The organism is Klebsiella sp. CSG-1 (assembly GCF_056521145.1).
Genome location: NZ_JBWNLD010000002.1, coordinates 149,809 through 165,387 on the forward strand (window position 1 = coordinate 149,809; position 15,579 = coordinate 165,387).

Annotated in this window: 14 protein-coding genes; 9 read left to right on the plus strand and 5 right to left on the minus strand. The window is 57.5% G+C overall.

The genetic code is table 11. The features are described from left to right. Positions 1-21 precede the first annotated feature (21 nt). Positions 22-1,614 (minus strand): autoinducer-2 kinase, encoded by a 1,593-nt coding sequence (gene lsrK, locus AC007G_RS05250; RefSeq protein ID WP_032697471.1) that lies wholly within the window; start codon positions 1,612-1,614, stop codon positions 22-24. 37 nt (positions 1,615-1,651) lie between these two features. Continuing rightward, positions 1,652-2,623 (minus strand): transcriptional regulator LsrR, encoded by a 972-nt coding sequence (gene lsrR / locus AC007G_RS05255; protein WP_032690639.1) that lies wholly within the window; start codon positions 2,621-2,623, stop codon positions 1,652-1,654. 217 nt (positions 2,624-2,840) lie between these two features. On the opposite strand from lsrR, the gene lsrA reads away from it, so the two are divergent. The 8 genes from lsrA (at position 2,841) to AC007G_RS05295 (ending at position 10,374) form a co-directional block, all read left to right on the plus strand. After that, the gene (lsrA, locus tag AC007G_RS05260) at positions 2,841-4,328 is read left to right on the plus strand and encodes an autoinducer 2 ABC transporter ATP-binding protein LsrA (RefSeq protein WP_032690640.1); all 1,488 of its coding nucleotides are present in this window, start codon (positions 2,841-2,843) and stop codon (positions 4,326-4,328) included. Further along, on the plus strand, positions 4,325-5,359 hold the full coding sequence (gene lsrC, locus AC007G_RS05265) for an autoinducer 2 ABC transporter permease LsrC (RefSeq protein WP_004867893.1): 1,035 nt from the start codon (positions 4,325-4,327) through the stop codon (positions 5,357-5,359). Before lsrA ends, lsrC begins: the two co-directional genes overlap by 4 nt. Then, a complete protein-coding gene (gene lsrD / locus AC007G_RS05270) occupies positions 5,360-6,337 on the plus strand; it encodes an autoinducer 2 ABC transporter permease LsrD (RefSeq protein WP_032690641.1) in 978 nt (325 codons plus the stop codon). It abuts the gene before it with no gap. Between the two features lie 124 nt (positions 6,338-6,461). Continuing rightward, positions 6,462-7,475 (plus strand): autoinducer 2 ABC transporter substrate-binding protein LsrB, encoded by a 1,014-nt coding sequence (gene lsrB, locus AC007G_RS05275; RefSeq protein ID WP_131056636.1) that lies wholly within the window; start codon positions 6,462-6,464, stop codon positions 7,473-7,475. Between the two features lie 11 nt (positions 7,476-7,486). Then, positions 7,487-8,374, plus strand: a complete 888-nt coding sequence (gene lsrF, locus AC007G_RS05280; protein WP_004867885.1) for a 3-hydroxy-5-phosphonooxypentane-2,4-dione thiolase — start codon at positions 7,487-7,489, stop codon at positions 8,372-8,374. Then, entirely contained in the window at positions 8,371-8,664 is a 294-nt protein-coding gene (lsrG, locus tag AC007G_RS05285; protein WP_032690643.1) for a (4S)-4-hydroxy-5-phosphonooxypentane-2,3-dione isomerase, read from the plus strand. Before lsrF ends, lsrG begins: the two co-directional genes overlap by 4 nt. A 318-nt stretch (positions 8,665-8,982) precedes the next feature. Next, positions 8,983-9,696 carry a hypothetical protein gene (locus AC007G_RS05290; RefSeq protein WP_132467824.1) on the plus strand — a complete coding sequence of 238 codons (714 nt, stop codon included), beginning with the start codon at positions 8,983-8,985 and terminating at the stop codon, positions 9,694-9,696. A 198-nt stretch (positions 9,697-9,894) separates the two neighbouring features. Beyond that, positions 9,895-10,374 carry an Hcp family type VI secretion system effector gene (locus AC007G_RS05295; protein WP_032690646.1) on the plus strand — a complete coding sequence of 160 codons (480 nt, stop codon included), beginning with the start codon at positions 9,895-9,897 and terminating at the stop codon, positions 10,372-10,374. 133 nt (positions 10,375-10,507) lie between these two features. Here the strand turns inward: AC007G_RS05295 and ygjG are convergent, their stop codons facing one another. Further along, entirely contained in the window at positions 10,508-11,887 is a 1,380-nt protein-coding gene (gene ygjG / locus AC007G_RS05300) for a putrescine aminotransferase (RefSeq protein ID WP_032690647.1), read from the minus strand. A gap of 265 nt (positions 11,888-12,152) precedes the next feature. After that, positions 12,153-12,716 carry a PadR family transcriptional regulator gene (locus AC007G_RS05305; RefSeq protein ID WP_032690648.1) on the minus strand — a complete coding sequence of 188 codons (564 nt, stop codon included), beginning with the start codon at positions 12,714-12,716 and terminating at the stop codon, positions 12,153-12,155. A 237-nt stretch (positions 12,717-12,953) separates the two neighbouring features. Between AC007G_RS05305 and AC007G_RS05310 the strand changes: the two genes are divergently transcribed. Next, complete coding sequence (locus AC007G_RS05310; protein ID WP_032690649.1) at positions 12,954-13,727, plus strand: siderophore-interacting protein; 774 nt, start codon at positions 12,954-12,956, stop codon at positions 13,725-13,727. Between the two features lie 111 nt (positions 13,728-13,838). On the opposite strand, the gene AC007G_RS05315 is transcribed toward AC007G_RS05310, so the two are convergent. Then, positions 13,839-15,491, minus strand: coding sequence for a glycerone kinase (locus AC007G_RS05315; protein WP_032697479.1), 1,653 nt, complete (start codon positions 15,489-15,491; stop codon positions 13,839-13,841). Positions 15,492-15,579 lie beyond the last annotated feature (88 nt).

Consider the following 15,579-nt stretch of genomic DNA (forward strand, 5'->3'; position numbering starts at 1 on the left):
GCGGCAGACGCTCGCTGGAGGTCAGGGCGCCGGAACGACAGGTGGGCGCCGCTCAAGGCCTGGCGCCTGCCACATCGAGGTGGTCAGACCGCTGTCGACCAGCCCCAGCTGGTCGGCATAGACCGATTGCCATTTCTCCATCATCCCCTGGTACAGTTCGCGATGTGCCGGATTGGGGGTAAACACCCGATGCCAGCTCACCAGCTTCTCACCTGTGCCGGCCATATCGCTGTACAAGCCGGCGCCGGTTCCGGCGGCGATCGCGCAGCCCAGCGCCGTGGCTTCGCGCACCGCCGGGACCCGCACCGGCAGGCCGGTGACATCGCTGAGAATCTGGCTCCATAATGCCCCTTTCGATCCGCCTCCGGCAAACACCAGGCTGTCGAACGTCACGCCGGAGAAGCGGGAGATTTGCGCCAGGTTACAGGCAGAGACAATCGCCGCGTTCTCCTCCAGTGCGCGGAACAGAGTGGCTTTATTGCATTTCTCCGGGTCGATGGAGAGGTTAATAAACGACGGCGCGGCGTGATACCACTGCTTGAAATGCATGGCATCGGAGAAGATCGGCATCACGCCGTGGGAACCTGGCGGTACGCGGCTGGCCATCTCTTCGAGCAGAGCATAGGCATCCACTCCCAGGCGCTCGGCGACCAGCTTCTCTTCGGCGCAAAAAGCATCGCGGAACCAGCGCATGGTCAGGCCGGTGAAGAAGCTGATCGATTCGGCCTGCGCCATGCCGGGAATGACGTGCGGGTTGATGCGAATATTCATCTGCGGATCGGTACGGACCTCCGGCAGATTCACCACCTGTTGCCAGAAGGTGCCCCCCAGCACCGCGCTTTGGCCGGCGCGTACCACCCCCAGACCCAGGCAGCCGAGCTGGACATCGCCACCGCCCATGATCACCGGCGTGCCGGCACGTAGTCCGCACTGCCGCGCTGCCGTCTCGGTCACCGCACCGAGCGGAGTGCCGGTCTCTTTAACCGGCGAGAGCAGATCCGCACGCAGCCCGGCCATATCGAGCAGCGCCGGGCGCCAGTCGCGGCTGAACAGGTCGAGCATCCCGGTGGTACCGGCATTGGAGGGGTCGACGGCCAGTTCACCGGAGAGTTTTGCCGCCAGCCAGTCGCTAATCATGGTGATGGTGGCAGCCTGACGGTAAATATCCGGGCGATGATGGGCCAGCCACAGCAGCCGCGGCATGGCGCTGAGTGCCAGCGTCTGGCCTGAGACATCATAGACTTCCGATTCAAAATGATAATCATGGATCTCTTTAAGCTCCGCGACTTCGCGGCTGGCGCGGGCATCGACGTTGGCGCAGGCCCAGATAGCCTCGCCGTTGCGGTCGTAAAGCACAATCCCTTCGCGCATGGAACAGCAGGCGACGGACTGAATATCGGCCGCCTGAAGGTGTGCGTTTGCCAGCGCCTGGCGGATACACTGGCAGGCCAGCAGCCAGTTGGTGGTGAGGTCAAACTCCATCGAGCCGGGAACATTTTCCACGCTCAGGTGCTTCCATTCCGCCTGACCGACCGCGACCTGGTGGCCGCTGAGATCGAAAATCACCGCCCGAATACTGCCGGTCCCGGCATCTAACGCTAACAGGTAACTCATGACATGCGCCTCGCGGTTGTTGCGCGGCGCAGGGCCATCAGGAGGCCAGCGTGAGCACCGCGCGTGCTGTTGTCTCTTCCGTTACCAGGCCATTGATGCGTTTGCCCGTCAGGGCGGCATAAATCGCCTGCGCTTTTTCCGTTCCACCGGCAACGCCGACAATGGTCGGCAGCTGCGCCAGCTCGTCGAGGGTGACGCCGAGTAATTCCCGGTGAATCTCCAGATCCTCAACCCGCCTGCCGTCGGCCTGCAGGAAATAACCTAAAATGTCGCCCACCGCGCCTTTACGCGCATACATCAACTGTTCGCCTTCGCTGATGTAGCCGGAGCGCAGGATGGTTGCGTCGCGGCGCTGGTCGATGGCGCCGATCCCCACGACCGCCGCATCCGCCGCGGTGGCCGCCAGAATCACATCCCGGACGCTCGACTCCCGACGCAGAATTTCAGCCACATCGGCCGAAGAGACCCGCAGCGGCGCCGGAATGATGCTGACGCGACAGGCGGCGTCCAGCTGGCCGATACCGGTCATATAGGGGCCCACGCCGCCGGAAAGCGTCACCAGCCGCACCTGCTGCGAACTGATAAACCCGCTCAGGTGCTGCAGACAGCTCATGGTGGCTTCGCCAAACCCCACCGCCAGCAGCTGTCCTGGTTCCAGTACCCCCATCAGCGATTGCGCCGCGCCGATCCCCAGCCGCGTATTCATCGGTGGCGTATTGAGCGCCGGCAGCACGCGGGCAATCTTCAGGTCAAAACGCTGTTGCAGCTCGGTTTCCAGCGCCAGACACCCTTCATAGCGGGAGTTGATCTGCACGCGGATCACCCCGGACTGGCGACCTTTCTCCAGCAGGCGGGAGATCTTTAACCGCGGCAGCCCCAGGCGCTCGCCAATATCGTTCTGCGTCAATCCATCGTGGTAGTAACACCAGGCGACCCGCGCCACCAGCTCCTCTTCGGCTAACGCCAGGCCTGCGTAGCGGTTCTCTTCCGTAATGCGTTTTTCGCTCATAAAGTGAACTCTTATAAAAATTTAGATCATATGTTCGCTATTGCGCGGTCGGAAAGTGTGAGCCGTCCGGCAAAACCGATCTTTCATTGTTTGCAGGTTTTTTCCAACGATCTAAAGCATGAAACTGTGATCTTTGCACGGTTGTAAATATAGTTCACCGTCTACGCTTTTGAACATTATTAAATTAAAAAATCATTTGTTCATACGAGGCGCGATGATGAAGCCACTGCTTGAAGCCCGTCAGATTCGCAAACAGTTCTCCGGCATCGCCGTGTTGAAGGGCATTGATTTCACGCTCTTTTCTGGCCAGGTGCATGCGCTGATGGGCGGTAATGGCGCGGGAAAATCGACGCTGATGAAGATTATCGCCGGGGTGGAAACGCCCGACGACGGTGAACTCACTCTTGGCGGCCGCGCTTTTGCGCGTCTCAACCCGGCTCTGGCTCATCAACTGGGCGTTTACCTTGTTCCCCAGGAACCGCTGCTGTTTCCTAACCTGACGGTACGGGAAAATATTCTCTTTCGCCTGCCGAAACGCGCCGATAACGACGCGCGTTTACAGGAGACGCTGCGGCAACTGAACTGTCAGCTCAATCTGGAGGCGGTGGCCGGGACGCTGGAAGTGGCGGATCAGCAGATGGTGGAGATCCTGCGCGGTCTGATGCGCGATGCGCAGATCCTGATCCTCGATGAACCCACCGCCTCGTTAACCCCCGGGGAGACGGATCGGCTGTTTCGTCAGATCCGCGCTCTGCAGGATCTCGGCGTCGGTATCGTGTTTATCTCGCATAAGCTGCCGGAGATCCGTCAGATCGCCAGCCATATCTCGGTCATGCGCGACGGGGCGGTGGTGCTGAGCGGCGACACGGCGAGCTACAGCGACGCGCAGCTAATCAATGCCATGACCCCCGCCCTTCGTGGACACGATCTCAGCGATACCCAGAAGCTATGGTTGGCGCTGCCGGGGAATCGCCGTACCCAGCCGCAGGATTTCCCGGTGCTACGGGTGGACGATCTGACCGGAGAAGGTTTTATCGATCTCAGTCTGGAGATCCATGCCGGAGAGATCGTTGGTCTCGCCGGGCTGGTGGGATCCGGGCGCACCGAATTTGCCGAGACGCTCTACGGTCTGCGTCCGCCGCGAGCTGGCCGGATATGGCTGGAAAACCGCGATATCAGTCGCGACAGCACGCGCGCGCGGCTCGCCAGCGGGCTGGTGTATCTGCCGGAAGATCGGCAGGTCTCCGGGCTGTTTCTCGATGCCCCGGTGCGCTGGAACACGGTGATGTTTAACCAGCCGTCGTGGTGGCAGCAGCGCCAGCGCGAAGCGGCGGTAGTGGAGCGCTACCATCGGGCGCTGGGCATCAAACTCAATCACAGCGATCAGACCGTGCGCACGCTATCCGGCGGCAATCAGCAAAAGGTGCTGCTGGCTCGCTGTCTGGAAGCCAATCCGCTGCTGCTGATTGTCGATGAACCGACGCGCGGCGTGGATGTTTCCGCCCGCGCCGACATCTATCAACTGCTGAAAAGCGTCGCCGCGCAAAACGTGGCGGTGCTGATGATATCAAGCGATCTGGATGAGTTTGTCGGGCTGGCCGACCGGGTGGTGGTTATGCACCAGGGCCGGCAGAGCGGGGAACTGCTCCGGCAGGCGGTCACCGTCGATCGCATGATGACCCTGGCCTTTGGAGGGCAGTCATGAAAACGTTACTCAGAAACCGCGAGCTGAGCGCGTTGCTGGCGATTCTGGCGCTGTTTGCGCTGCTGATTGCGCTCAACCCCGCCTGGTTCAACCTGCAAATTCTGGCGATGATTTTTGCCAGTTCGCAAATCCTCTGTCTGCTGGCGCTGGGGGCGACGCTGGTCATGCTGACCCGCAATATTGACGTCTCCGTCGGCTCGACCGTCGGCCTGAGCGCGATTGCGGTCGGCGCCGCGCTCAACGGCGGCTATGGTCTGACGGCGGCGATTGTCTTTGCGCTGGCGATTGGCGCACTGGCGGGGGCCTTTAACGGCCTGCTGGTGGTTGGCCTACGCATTCCGGCGATTGTCGCGACGCTCGGCACCCTGGGGCTGTATCGCGGAATGATGCTGCTGTGGACCGGAGGCAAGTGGATCGAGGGGCTGCCCGATAGCCTGAAGTCGCTTTCTGAACCGTTCTTTATCGGCGTATCGCCGCTGGGCTGGCTGGTGCTGGCGCTACTGCTGAGCGGGACCTGGCTGCTGGCTCGCACCGCCTTTGGCCGCGATTTTTACGCCGTGGGCGATAACCTGGCCGCCGCGCGTCAGCTGGGCGTCGCGGTCAACCGCACGCGGATGCTGGCCTTTACGCTCAACGGCATGCTGGCAGCCTGCGCCGGGATCGTCTTTGCCGCGCAGATTGGCTTTGTCCCCAACCAGACCGGTAGCGGGCTGGAGATGAAAGCCATCGCCGCCTGCGTACTGGGCGGGATCTCGCTGCTCGGCGGGACCGGAACCCTCGTCGGCGCTTTTCTCGGCGCCTTTTTCCTCACTCAAATCGATACCGTACTGGTGCTGCTGCGGCTGCCGGCATGGTGGAACGACTTTATTGCCGGCCTCGTTCTGCTGGGCGTACTGGTACTCGACGGGCGACTGCGTCAGGCGCTGGCGCGGCATCAGCGGGCGCTGAAGTACAGCCGTTTTCAGCCCGGCAATAAAGGGGGAAAGCACGTCACCCCGTTCGAAAAACGTAAAAACAAAGAGGTGGCGTAGATGAAACTCAACTGGGAAAGCGCGCTGCTGGCATTACTGGTGCTGGAGATTCTGCTGTTTGGGGCGATCAATCCGCGGATGCTGGATATCAACATGCTGCTGTTTAGCACCAGCGACTTTATCTGTATTGGCATCGTCGCACTGCCGCTGACTCTGGTGATCATCAGCGGCGGTATTGATATTTCCCTCGGCTCCACCATTGGCCTGTGCGCCATCGCGCTGGGGGTGATGATGCAGGCGGGTTGGCCGCTGGCGCTGGCGATCCCGCTCACCCTTGCCATTGGGCTACTGTGCGGCCTGGTGAATGCCGCGTTGATTCACTACACCGGCATCAGCCCGCTGGTGATTACTCTCGGCACGCTGTATCTCTACGGCGGCGGGGCGCTGCTGCTTTCGGGAATGGCCGGGGCGACGGGCTATGAAGGGATTGGCGGCTTTCCCGATAGCTTTACGGCTTTTGCCAACCTGACGCTATTGGGCCTACCGCTGCCGCTGGTGATGTTTGCCATCATCACCTTTTTCTTCTGGCTGCTGACCCATCGCGGGCGTTTTGGCCGCCACCTCTTTTTACTTGGACAAAACCCCAGAGCAGCACGCTATGCCGCACTGTCGGTCAACGGTATGCCCTACGTACTGTATGGCCTGGTGGGCGTGGCCTCGGCAATTGCCGCCTTGATTCTGGTCTCCTATTTCGGTTCGGCGCGTTCGGATTTAGGCCGCGACCTGCTGATGCCGGCGCTGACCGCTGCCGTGCTCGGTGGAGCGAATATCTATGGCGGGTCGGGTTCGATACTCGGTACGGCGCTGGCGGCGCTGCTGGTGGGGTATCTGCAACAGGGTTTACAGATGGTCGGCATCCCCAACCAGGTGTCGAGCGCGTTGTCAGGGGCACTGTTGGTGGTGGTGGTGATGGGGCGTTCGCTGAGCCTGCACCGCGAATGGCTACGCACGGCCTGGCGGCGTCTTTCTCGCGCATAGACATCATTCACTTTGCCAGAAGGCGGCAAGTTTATGCGTTCCCGGGTGCTGCGGGGTGAACGAAGGTAGCCAACGCACATGCAACTTGAAGTATGACGGTTTAAAACAATCGGAGCATAACAAGATGAAAGCAAAACATATCCTGCAAATCAGTGCCCTGGCGCTGGCCATGAGTGTCGCGGTGGCTCAGGCGGCGGATCGCATCGCCTTTATTCCTAAGCTGGTCGGCGTGGGCTTCTTTACCAGCGGCGGCAACGGCGCGAAAGAAGCAGGCAAAGCGCTTGGCGTGGACGTCACCTACGACGGCCCGACCGAACCAAGCGTGTCCGGCCAGGTGCAGCTGATCAACAACTTCGTCAATCAGGGTTACAACGCGATTATCGTCTCGGCAGTGTCGCCGGATGGCCTGTGTCCGGCGCTGAAGCGGGCGATGCAGCGCGGCGTGAAGGTCCTGACCTGGGACTCCGATACTAAACCCGAGTGCCGCAGCATCTACATCAACCAGGGCACTCCGCAGCAGCTCGGCGGCCTGCTGGTGGAGATGGCGGAAAAACAGGTGACGAAGCCCGCCGCCAAAGTGGCATTTTTCTACTCCAGCCCGACGGTGACCGACCAGAACCAGTGGGTGAAACAGGCGAAAGCCAAAATCGAAAAAGAGCATCCGCAGTGGGAGGTGGTGACGACGCAGTTTGGCTATAACGACGCCACCAAATCGCTGCAAACCGCCGAGGGGATCTTAAAAGCGTATCCGGATCTCGACGCCATTATCGCCCCTGACGCCAACGCGCTGCCGGCCGCCGCGCAGGCGGCAGAGAACCTCAAGCGCCAGGGCGTGGCGATTGTCGGTTTCAGCACGCCGAATGTGATGCGCCCCTATGTCGAGCGCGGCACGGTCAAAGCCTTCGGCCTGTGGGATGTGGTACAGCAGGGGAAAATTGCGGTGAACGTCGCCGATCGGCTGCTAAAAAAAGGCGATCTTAACGTTGGCGATAGCGTGGATATCAAAGACATCGGGACGCTGAAGGTTGAGCCAAACAGCGTGCAGGGCTACCAGTATGAAGCGCAAGGCAACGGTATCGTACTGCTGCCAGAGCGCGTGGTGTTCACCAAAGAGAACATCAATCACTACGACTTCTGATGGAGGACGAGATGGCAGATTTAGACGATATCAAAGAGGGAAAAGACTTCGGCTTTGACCGGCCGCAGAAGAATACGCTCTATACGTTGAAAGGCTGTGGTTCGCTGGAGTGGGGAATGCAGTCCCGGCTGGCGCGTATCTTTAATCCGCAGAGCAACCGCACGGTCATGCTGGCTTTCGATCACGGCTACTTTCAGGGGCCGACCACCGGGCTTGAACGTATCGATCTCTCTATTGCGCCGCTGTTTGAGGAGACCGACGTGCTGATGTGTACCCGCGGGGTGCTACGCAGCCAGGTCCCGGCGGCCACCAACAAGCCGGTGGTGCTACGCGCCTCCGGCGGCAATTCTATTCTCAGCGAACTCTCCAACGAGTGCGTTGCCGTGGCGATGGAAGATGCTCTGCGCCTCAACGTCTGCGCGGTGGCGGCGCAGGTCTATATCGGCAGCGAATACGAACACCAGTCGATCAATAACATCATTAAGCTGGTGGATGCGGGCAACCGCTACGGTATGCCGGTGCTGGCGGTGACCGGCGTGGGGAAAGAGATGACCCGCGACGCCCGCTACTTCTCGCTTGCCAGCCGCATTGCTGCCGAGATGGGGGCGCAGTTTGTCAAAACCTACTTTGTCGATGAGGGGTTTGAAAAAGTCACCGCCAGCTGCCCGGTGCCAATTGTGATCGCCGGGGGCAAAAAGCTGCCGGAACATGAAGCGCTGGAGATGTGCTGGCGGGCACTTGACCAGGGGGCATCCGGCGTCGATATGGGGCGCAATATCTTCCAGTCCAGCGCGCCGCGGGCGATGTTAAAGGCGGTGAAAAAAGTGGTCCATGAGAATATGAGCGCCCGCGAGGCGTATCAGTTCTGGCAGGAAGAGAAACAGGGAGAGCAAAAATGAATGTGACGCTGGTGGAGATTAATATCAGGCCAGAGCGGGTGGCGGAGTTTCTCGACGTCTTTCGGGCTAACCATGAAGGGGCGCTAAAAGAGCCTGGCAACCTGCGATTTGACGTGCTGCAGGACCCGGAAGTGAAGACCCGTTTTTTTATCTACGAAGCTTATAAAGATGATGAGGCGGTGCTGGCGCATAAGAAAACCCCGCACTACCTGGCCTGCGTGGAAAAGCTCGACCAGATGATGTCGGAGCCGCGTAAGAAACGCAGTTTCGTGGGGTTATTGCCGGAATAGCCTTGCCCCTGGCCTGCGGGATCTCTGCGGCGAGCGGATTATCGCAGGCCATGTTTCTGGCGAGAGGGGAGTGCTTTAAACTTTCTTTTGTATTGTGGGTAGGGTTAGCCCCAATGATAAGCCGGACGGTGAGTGCATTATCTTCACGATGTATTCAATGTATTAATATATTCTGCAAGGAACTGTATATTTAAATATGAATTAGCGCTCCCGGCGGTTTGGTACAAAATAAATAAAGGTTTTTGGTTTGTTTTATTTGAGTTGTTTGTTCTTTTTGCATACATTCGGGGTTGACCATGCTGGTAGTAAGGATACTCGATGAAAGCCTCGGACTATTTAAAAATGAAGTTGCAGAGCGACAGGCAGCTAGCGGTGTATGGACAACAGGGCGTAATCTCCACATGGAAAGCAATGAAGGGCATTGGTTCTGATATTTACTCCGGGGTTGAGCGGGTAAGTTGGTATTCTTCTTGTCTTATCCCCAGATATCATGATGTTTGCGGGCAATTATACTCCGAAGAAAAAAGGATGATGTATTCCATTCGCTCCATCTATCGGTACCGTGACGTGATAGTCCATATATTCTATCTCTACTTTCAAATGGTCATAGACGATACGGAAAACGGAAATTCAAAGGGTATTGTGCGTTCTGTTGATTCAACAGCTACAAGGGTGGTTGCCCGAATGCCAGAAAGTAGAGCAGTGCAGTTGGGTCTTGCTGTTACCCTGGCCGAGGCATTATCTATGTCAGATTTAGTGTCTCGTGCGGTTGTTGAAAGGCTCGCTGCACGGGTTCCAGGTGTTGTTTGGATGTTCCAGATATTCGGGACCGATCAGAAATGTGCCCTTGCTGCCCGTAGGCTGAAAACACTGGATCCAAAATACTTCGCGATACTCTACAACGCAGAACTAGAAATGCTTTATTACTTCCTTGAACCTGTTCTATCCGAAGTTATCAAAAATGTTAAGATAAAATTTTATCAGGATTTCGATGAGTGTTATAACGCCATAAAGAGTAAGTATCATGTTTAAAACTTTACTGTCACTTATTTTTAACGAAGGACTTATTCTGGTCTGCTACATTGGGTTTGGATTTTTTTATCTTGAATTTTTTCCGACTTACTGGTTTGCTTTAACCATTTTTTCAATGATAGTACTGATCATTATATTGCCTAAATTTACGGAACGATTCGATAAGTACGATAAATAATTTCTACGAAAAGGATTTTTATGTCTAATCCAGCCTATTTATGGTTAACGGATGAAAATGGTTCACCGATGGTCGGTCCGTCGCTGGTATCAGGTCGTGAAGGGGCTATCGAGCTGAAATCGTTTACCCATAACGTCAATATTCCGATTGACGGCAATACCGGAAAGTTGACCGGCACGCGTATTCATATGCCGATTATGTTTCAGAAGGAATTTGACCGTGTCACTCCCATGCTTTACCGGGCGTTAAGTACCGGGAGAACTTTGCAATCTGCGATGTTCAAACTGTATCAGATTATTGAGGCCGGGTTAGAGCAGGAGTACTTCAATATTATTCTTGAAAATGTAAAGCTGACATCAATCACGCCGGATTTATACCCAGGGGCAGATACCGGAACGCATCTTGAAACGGTGCTTATGCGCTATGAAAAAATTACCTGGAAGCATTGCGATGGCAATATTGTCTATACAGACTCATGGAATGAGCGTGCGACATATTAACCGTATAGGCAAACGGCATATGACATGAAGGTGAAAGTCGGGCAGTACGGCATTGGTCTGGCCGGTATGACGGAATGGCAGGCGTAAAAAAGCCCGGCGAACATCGTTTTCGCCGGGCTTTTGTTGACTATCTTCAGGCTTGCTCCACAGATACCCGCAGGGCCGCCAGCGCTTTACTCGCCGCTTTGATGACCTGTTCACACTGCTCAATCGTCAGCGTCAGCGGCGGTTCAATACGAATGGTTTTGGCATTATTCAACGTTCCGGCCACCAGCACCCGCTGGCGGAACATCTCGCTGGCGAAGTTGTAGCCGATTTCGTTATCCACGAACTCAATCGCCATCAGCATCCCTTTACCGCGAACTTCATTCACCAGATCCGGGTATTCGCGGGACAGTTGATGGAAGCCGTTCAGCAACAGCTCACCTTTCTGCTCCGCCTGGGCCGGCAGATTCTGCGTCAGCAGGACGTTGATCGTGGCCAGCGCCGCAGCACAGGCCAGCGGATTACCGCCGAAGGTGGTGGTGTGCAGGAACGGGTTGTCGAACAGCACCGAGAACACCTCTTCGGTCGCCACCGTTGCGCCAATTGGCATCACGCCGCCGCCGAGCGCTTTGGCGAGGCACAGAATGTCCGGCTGAACGTTTTCGTGCTCGCAGGCAAACATTTTGCCGGTGCGCCCCATGCCGGTTTGCACTTCGTCGAGGATCAGCAGCGCGCCAAACTCATCGCACAGCTTACGCACCGCGGGCAGGTAGCCCTGCGGCGGCAGGATCACGCCTCCTTCACCCTGGATCGGCTCAAGGATCACCGCCGCGACATCATCACCGGTTTTTTTACACTCGCTCAGCAGAGTACGCATCGCGTTGATATCGCCGAACGGCACGTGACGGAACCCTGGGAGTAGCGGCATAAAAGGCTTACGGAATGTCGATTTCGCGGTGGCCGATAGCGCGCCCAGCGACTTACCATGGAAAGCGCCGCTGGTGGCCACAAACGTAAATTTACCGCGCGGCGACTGGTAGGCTTTAGCGAGCTTCAGCGCCGCTTCGACCGACTCTGTACCGCTGTTACAGAAGAAGCTGTATTTCAGCTTGCCGGGGGTTAACGCGGCCAGCGTTTTTGCCAGCATGGCCCGCAGCGGGTCAAGCAGTTCCTGACTATGAAGAGGTTGTTTAGCGAGCTGATGCTCGACGGCGGAAATCACAACTGGATTACGGTGCCCTACATTAAAAATTCCAAAGCCACCCAGGCAATCGACAAACTCTTGTCCCTGAGTGTCGACAAGCGTATTTAACCCTCCCGCTTGCCACTCTACGGCTCCGTAATCCCCGCCAGCGGTAACCGATTTTCGGTACTCTAAAAAACCGGGATTCACATGCTCTTTAAAATATTCCCTGACCTCCTGGTTAAGTGCTTTCATCTCCTCATGATCAAGCGTTCGCTTCTCAATGAGATTCAGTGCGTGTGCGCTGCAGGCCAGAGCCGATGCGCTGGAAGGTAACCTGTTCAAAGTGAGCTCCTGGGACGGGCGTATCACATGATACTGCATTAAGTATTGCAGGGATTACGCCACTTCGGCACGGCAGCTGAAAATCGGGATAAACGCAGCGCGAAAGCGCATTTGCACGAAATTTAATCTCACGGCGATATTTTTGGCATGTTTTACTCCTGAGCGGGGGACGCTACCCGTCTGGAGGCATTCCACCGCGTGCCGCCTGGTGGTGCAGATTGCCCAATATGGGGGCAGAGGGGGGACAGGCATCCCCCCGAAGAGATTAATCGAGCTGGGAAATCTCCATGGCCGCGCGGTCAATGACGGCGACAATCTGTTTCAACTGGGTCTCGCTAATGGCCTGCTGATTAACTTTTAAATCCAGAACGGCTTTAAAGTTCTCCAGCGCCCGCTTCATTTGCGGGTTTTTCCGCAGTTCACAGCCGACCATACGGGCCTGCAAACGTTCCTGAATATGGCCGAGCTGTTCCTGATTCTCGGCATGCAGAAGGCTGCCCTCTGCGGTTATGGCGATTTTTTTGCGGCCATTTTCCTCTTCGACGCTGATAAGACCCTGATCCTGAAGGAGATCGAGGGTTGGATAGATCACGCCCGGACTTGGGCTGTAGTTGCCCTGGGTCAGGTTTTCTATCTCTTTAATCAACTCGTAGCCGTGGCTGGCGTTGCGGGTGAGGATGTCGAGGATCACCAGACGCAGTTCGCCGTGGCCAAAGAAACGCTGACGGCGTCCGCCACCGCCGCCACCCCGGCGGCCATGCTCCCCGCGTTCGCTGTGTTCACCGTGGTGGCCACGTGGCCCACGACCTTCTTCATGATGATGTCGCATAGTTTGCTCCTGTATGTTTTGATATATCTAATTTATATCTAAAAAATAAAGCTTAGCAAGCATGAATCTAAATATTTTAATAATTAATTGATTTTAAATGATTTTATTTTGTCATTTGTACTTTATTGCTTTTTGCGACGGCTATATCAAAAAAAACTTGCATTCTTTTTTAATGGCAATCATTATCATTTGGGTAAAGTTTAGATATATCTATAAATCTCACGAAGGCGAATGACAATGATAAAAACGAAAGAACCTCAGTACCCGAAACGCGTTCGCAATGAGCTGCGTTTTCGCGAGTTAACCGTGCTGCGCGTTGAGCGCGTCGGCGCCGCCTTCCAGCGCATTGTGCTGGGCGGAGAGGCGCTGGAAGGTTTTGTCTCCCAGGGTTTTGACGACCATACCAAACTCTTTTTCCCGGAAGCCGGCGCCGCGTTTACGCCGCCGCAGGTGACGGAAGAGGGCATTAACTGGGGCGACGGCGTCCGTCCGGCAACCCGAGACTACACGCCGCTGTATGATGCCGAACGTCATGAACTGGCCTATGACTTCTTCATCCACGACGGCGGTATCGCCAGCAGCTGGGCGCTGGCGGCAAACGTCGGCGATAAGCTGGTGATTGGTGGTCCGCGCGGTTCGCTGGTGGTGCCGGAGGATTATGCCTGGCAGCTGTATGTCTGCGATGAATCCGGTATGCCTGCGCTACGCCGCCGTCTGCTGGGCCTCAGCCGCCTGCCCGTGCGCCCGCAGGTTACGGCGCTGGTGACGATCGGCGACGCATCGTATAAAGATTATCTGGCAGATTTGCAGGGCTTTAATATTGAGTGGATCGTCGGCCATCATTCATCGGTCGTGGCTGAACGTCTGGCGCAGGTGAGCGTGCCCACGGAAGATTATTTTATCTGGGTGACCGGTGAAGGCGCGGTGGTGAAATCGCTGCTCGGGCGGTTTGAAAATGACCAAATTGACCCTCAGCTGGTGCGTTCCCAGGCCTACTGGCACAGTAAATAGCCTGATTCCCGGGCTACGGCGTCAGCACGTTGCCCGGGATAGCGGCTATTCCGTTCTCTCGCCCGGCTCAGCGTCGCGTTGCCGGGATATTCCGCTGCTGAGGGCGCAGCCTTAGCGGTGTTCCGCCAGCGTTTTGAAGACCTGCGCTACCGCGTGGGCGCCCGGATCCATATTGCCCAGCAGGCTGTCGCTGTTAAGGTACGACGCGCGCCCGGCGTTAGCTTTGCTGGCGTGGCAGGTGCGTTCGGCGCCCGCTTCCGCCGCGGCAAACGCCGCCTGTAAATCCATCGGTGCGACAAGCAGCGACGCCAGCGCCGGCTGTAGCGCATCAATCATCGTGCGATCGCCCTCATCCGCCCCGCCGTAAAACTTCATTTGCGCCAGACCGGCGTTTAACGCTTCCGCGACGCCGGCGCCTTGTTCCAGCTTCTGCCCGGCGGCGGTAAAGAAGATCGACATCAGCACGCCGCTGGAACCCCCCATCACCACGGTCAGACGTTCACCGATCAGGGCGAACAGGGTCGCGAGATCGCCCAGCGGCAGCTGCTGGCGCCGCAGCAGGTCGGCAATATCGCGCGCGCCTGCGGCAAAGGTGGAGCCGGTATCGCCATCGCCGACTTTGGCATCCAGCGCATTCAGGTGCGTCTCCAGGTCAGACAGGGTACTGGTTATCCGCCCGACATAGCCCGCCACGTCGTGATTGTCCGAAGGCTGGAACGCCACGCGGGTGCTACGCAGAGAAGAGGGCATCACCTCGATGGCCCGCGGCTGTACCGGCGCCTGCCAGCTGGCTGTTTCCACAGCGGAAAGCAGCGCCTTTTCAATGCTCTCCTCCAGTACGATGGCGGTTATCGAGAAACCTTTCATATCCAGCGCCGTCACCAGCGACGCCGGGCCAATCAGCCAGTCGATCCGCTGATGGAGCGGCGTGTCGGCCAGCTCACGGGTCAGAATCGCCATTTCCGCCACCGACACGCCGCCGAGGTTGTTAAGCATCACCGCCAGGCGGCCGGTTTGCGGCAGGGCGGCGGTCAGTTTCTCCACCATCAGGCGGACAATCTGCGCGCTGTTCTGAGTGGCGATGACCGAGGCGCCGGGTTCACCATGGATGCCCATGCCCAGTTCTGCCCGATCGGGATGGTGGCGTGGCGCCGTTTCAGCCTCCTGCGGCAGATGACAACTGGAGAGCGCGAGGCCCAGCGTGCGGGTCTTGTCCGCCGCATACCGGGCTTCGCGCAGCACGGTGGCAAGATTGTAGCCACGTTCGGCAAAATAACCGGCCACTTTATGCACCAGGATAGTCCCGGCAATCCCGCGCGGATGCTTGTTATCCGGCAACGAAATATCGTCGCCGACAATCAGCATTTCGACGTTGTAACCCAGGCGACGTGCTTTCTCTGCGGCGAGACCAAAGTTAAGGCGATCGCCGGTATAGTTTTTGACAATCAGCAGACAGCCCGCTTCGCCGGTCACCGCCTGAATGGCGGTCAGCACCGCATCCACGCTCGGGGAAGCAAAAATATCGCCGCACACCGCGGCGGTGAGCATCCCTTTGCCGATAAACCCGACGTGGGCCGGCTCATGGCCGGAGCCGCCGCCGGAGATGACGGCGACGTTGCTTTTGTTGAGATCGCGACGAACGACCACGCGAATCGCCGGGTCGCTCTCCAGACGCGCCAGGTTGTTCCACGGGCTGGCAACGATCGTTCCTTCAATAACATCGTCGACGAGGCGGGTGCGCTGATTAAAAAAGAATTGAGACATAACGGTTCCTGGTGGTTGAGCGAAAACAGAATCCCCGGAGGCGGAGCCTCCGGCGTGAAGAATGGCGTACAGAGAGTGACAAATGGGC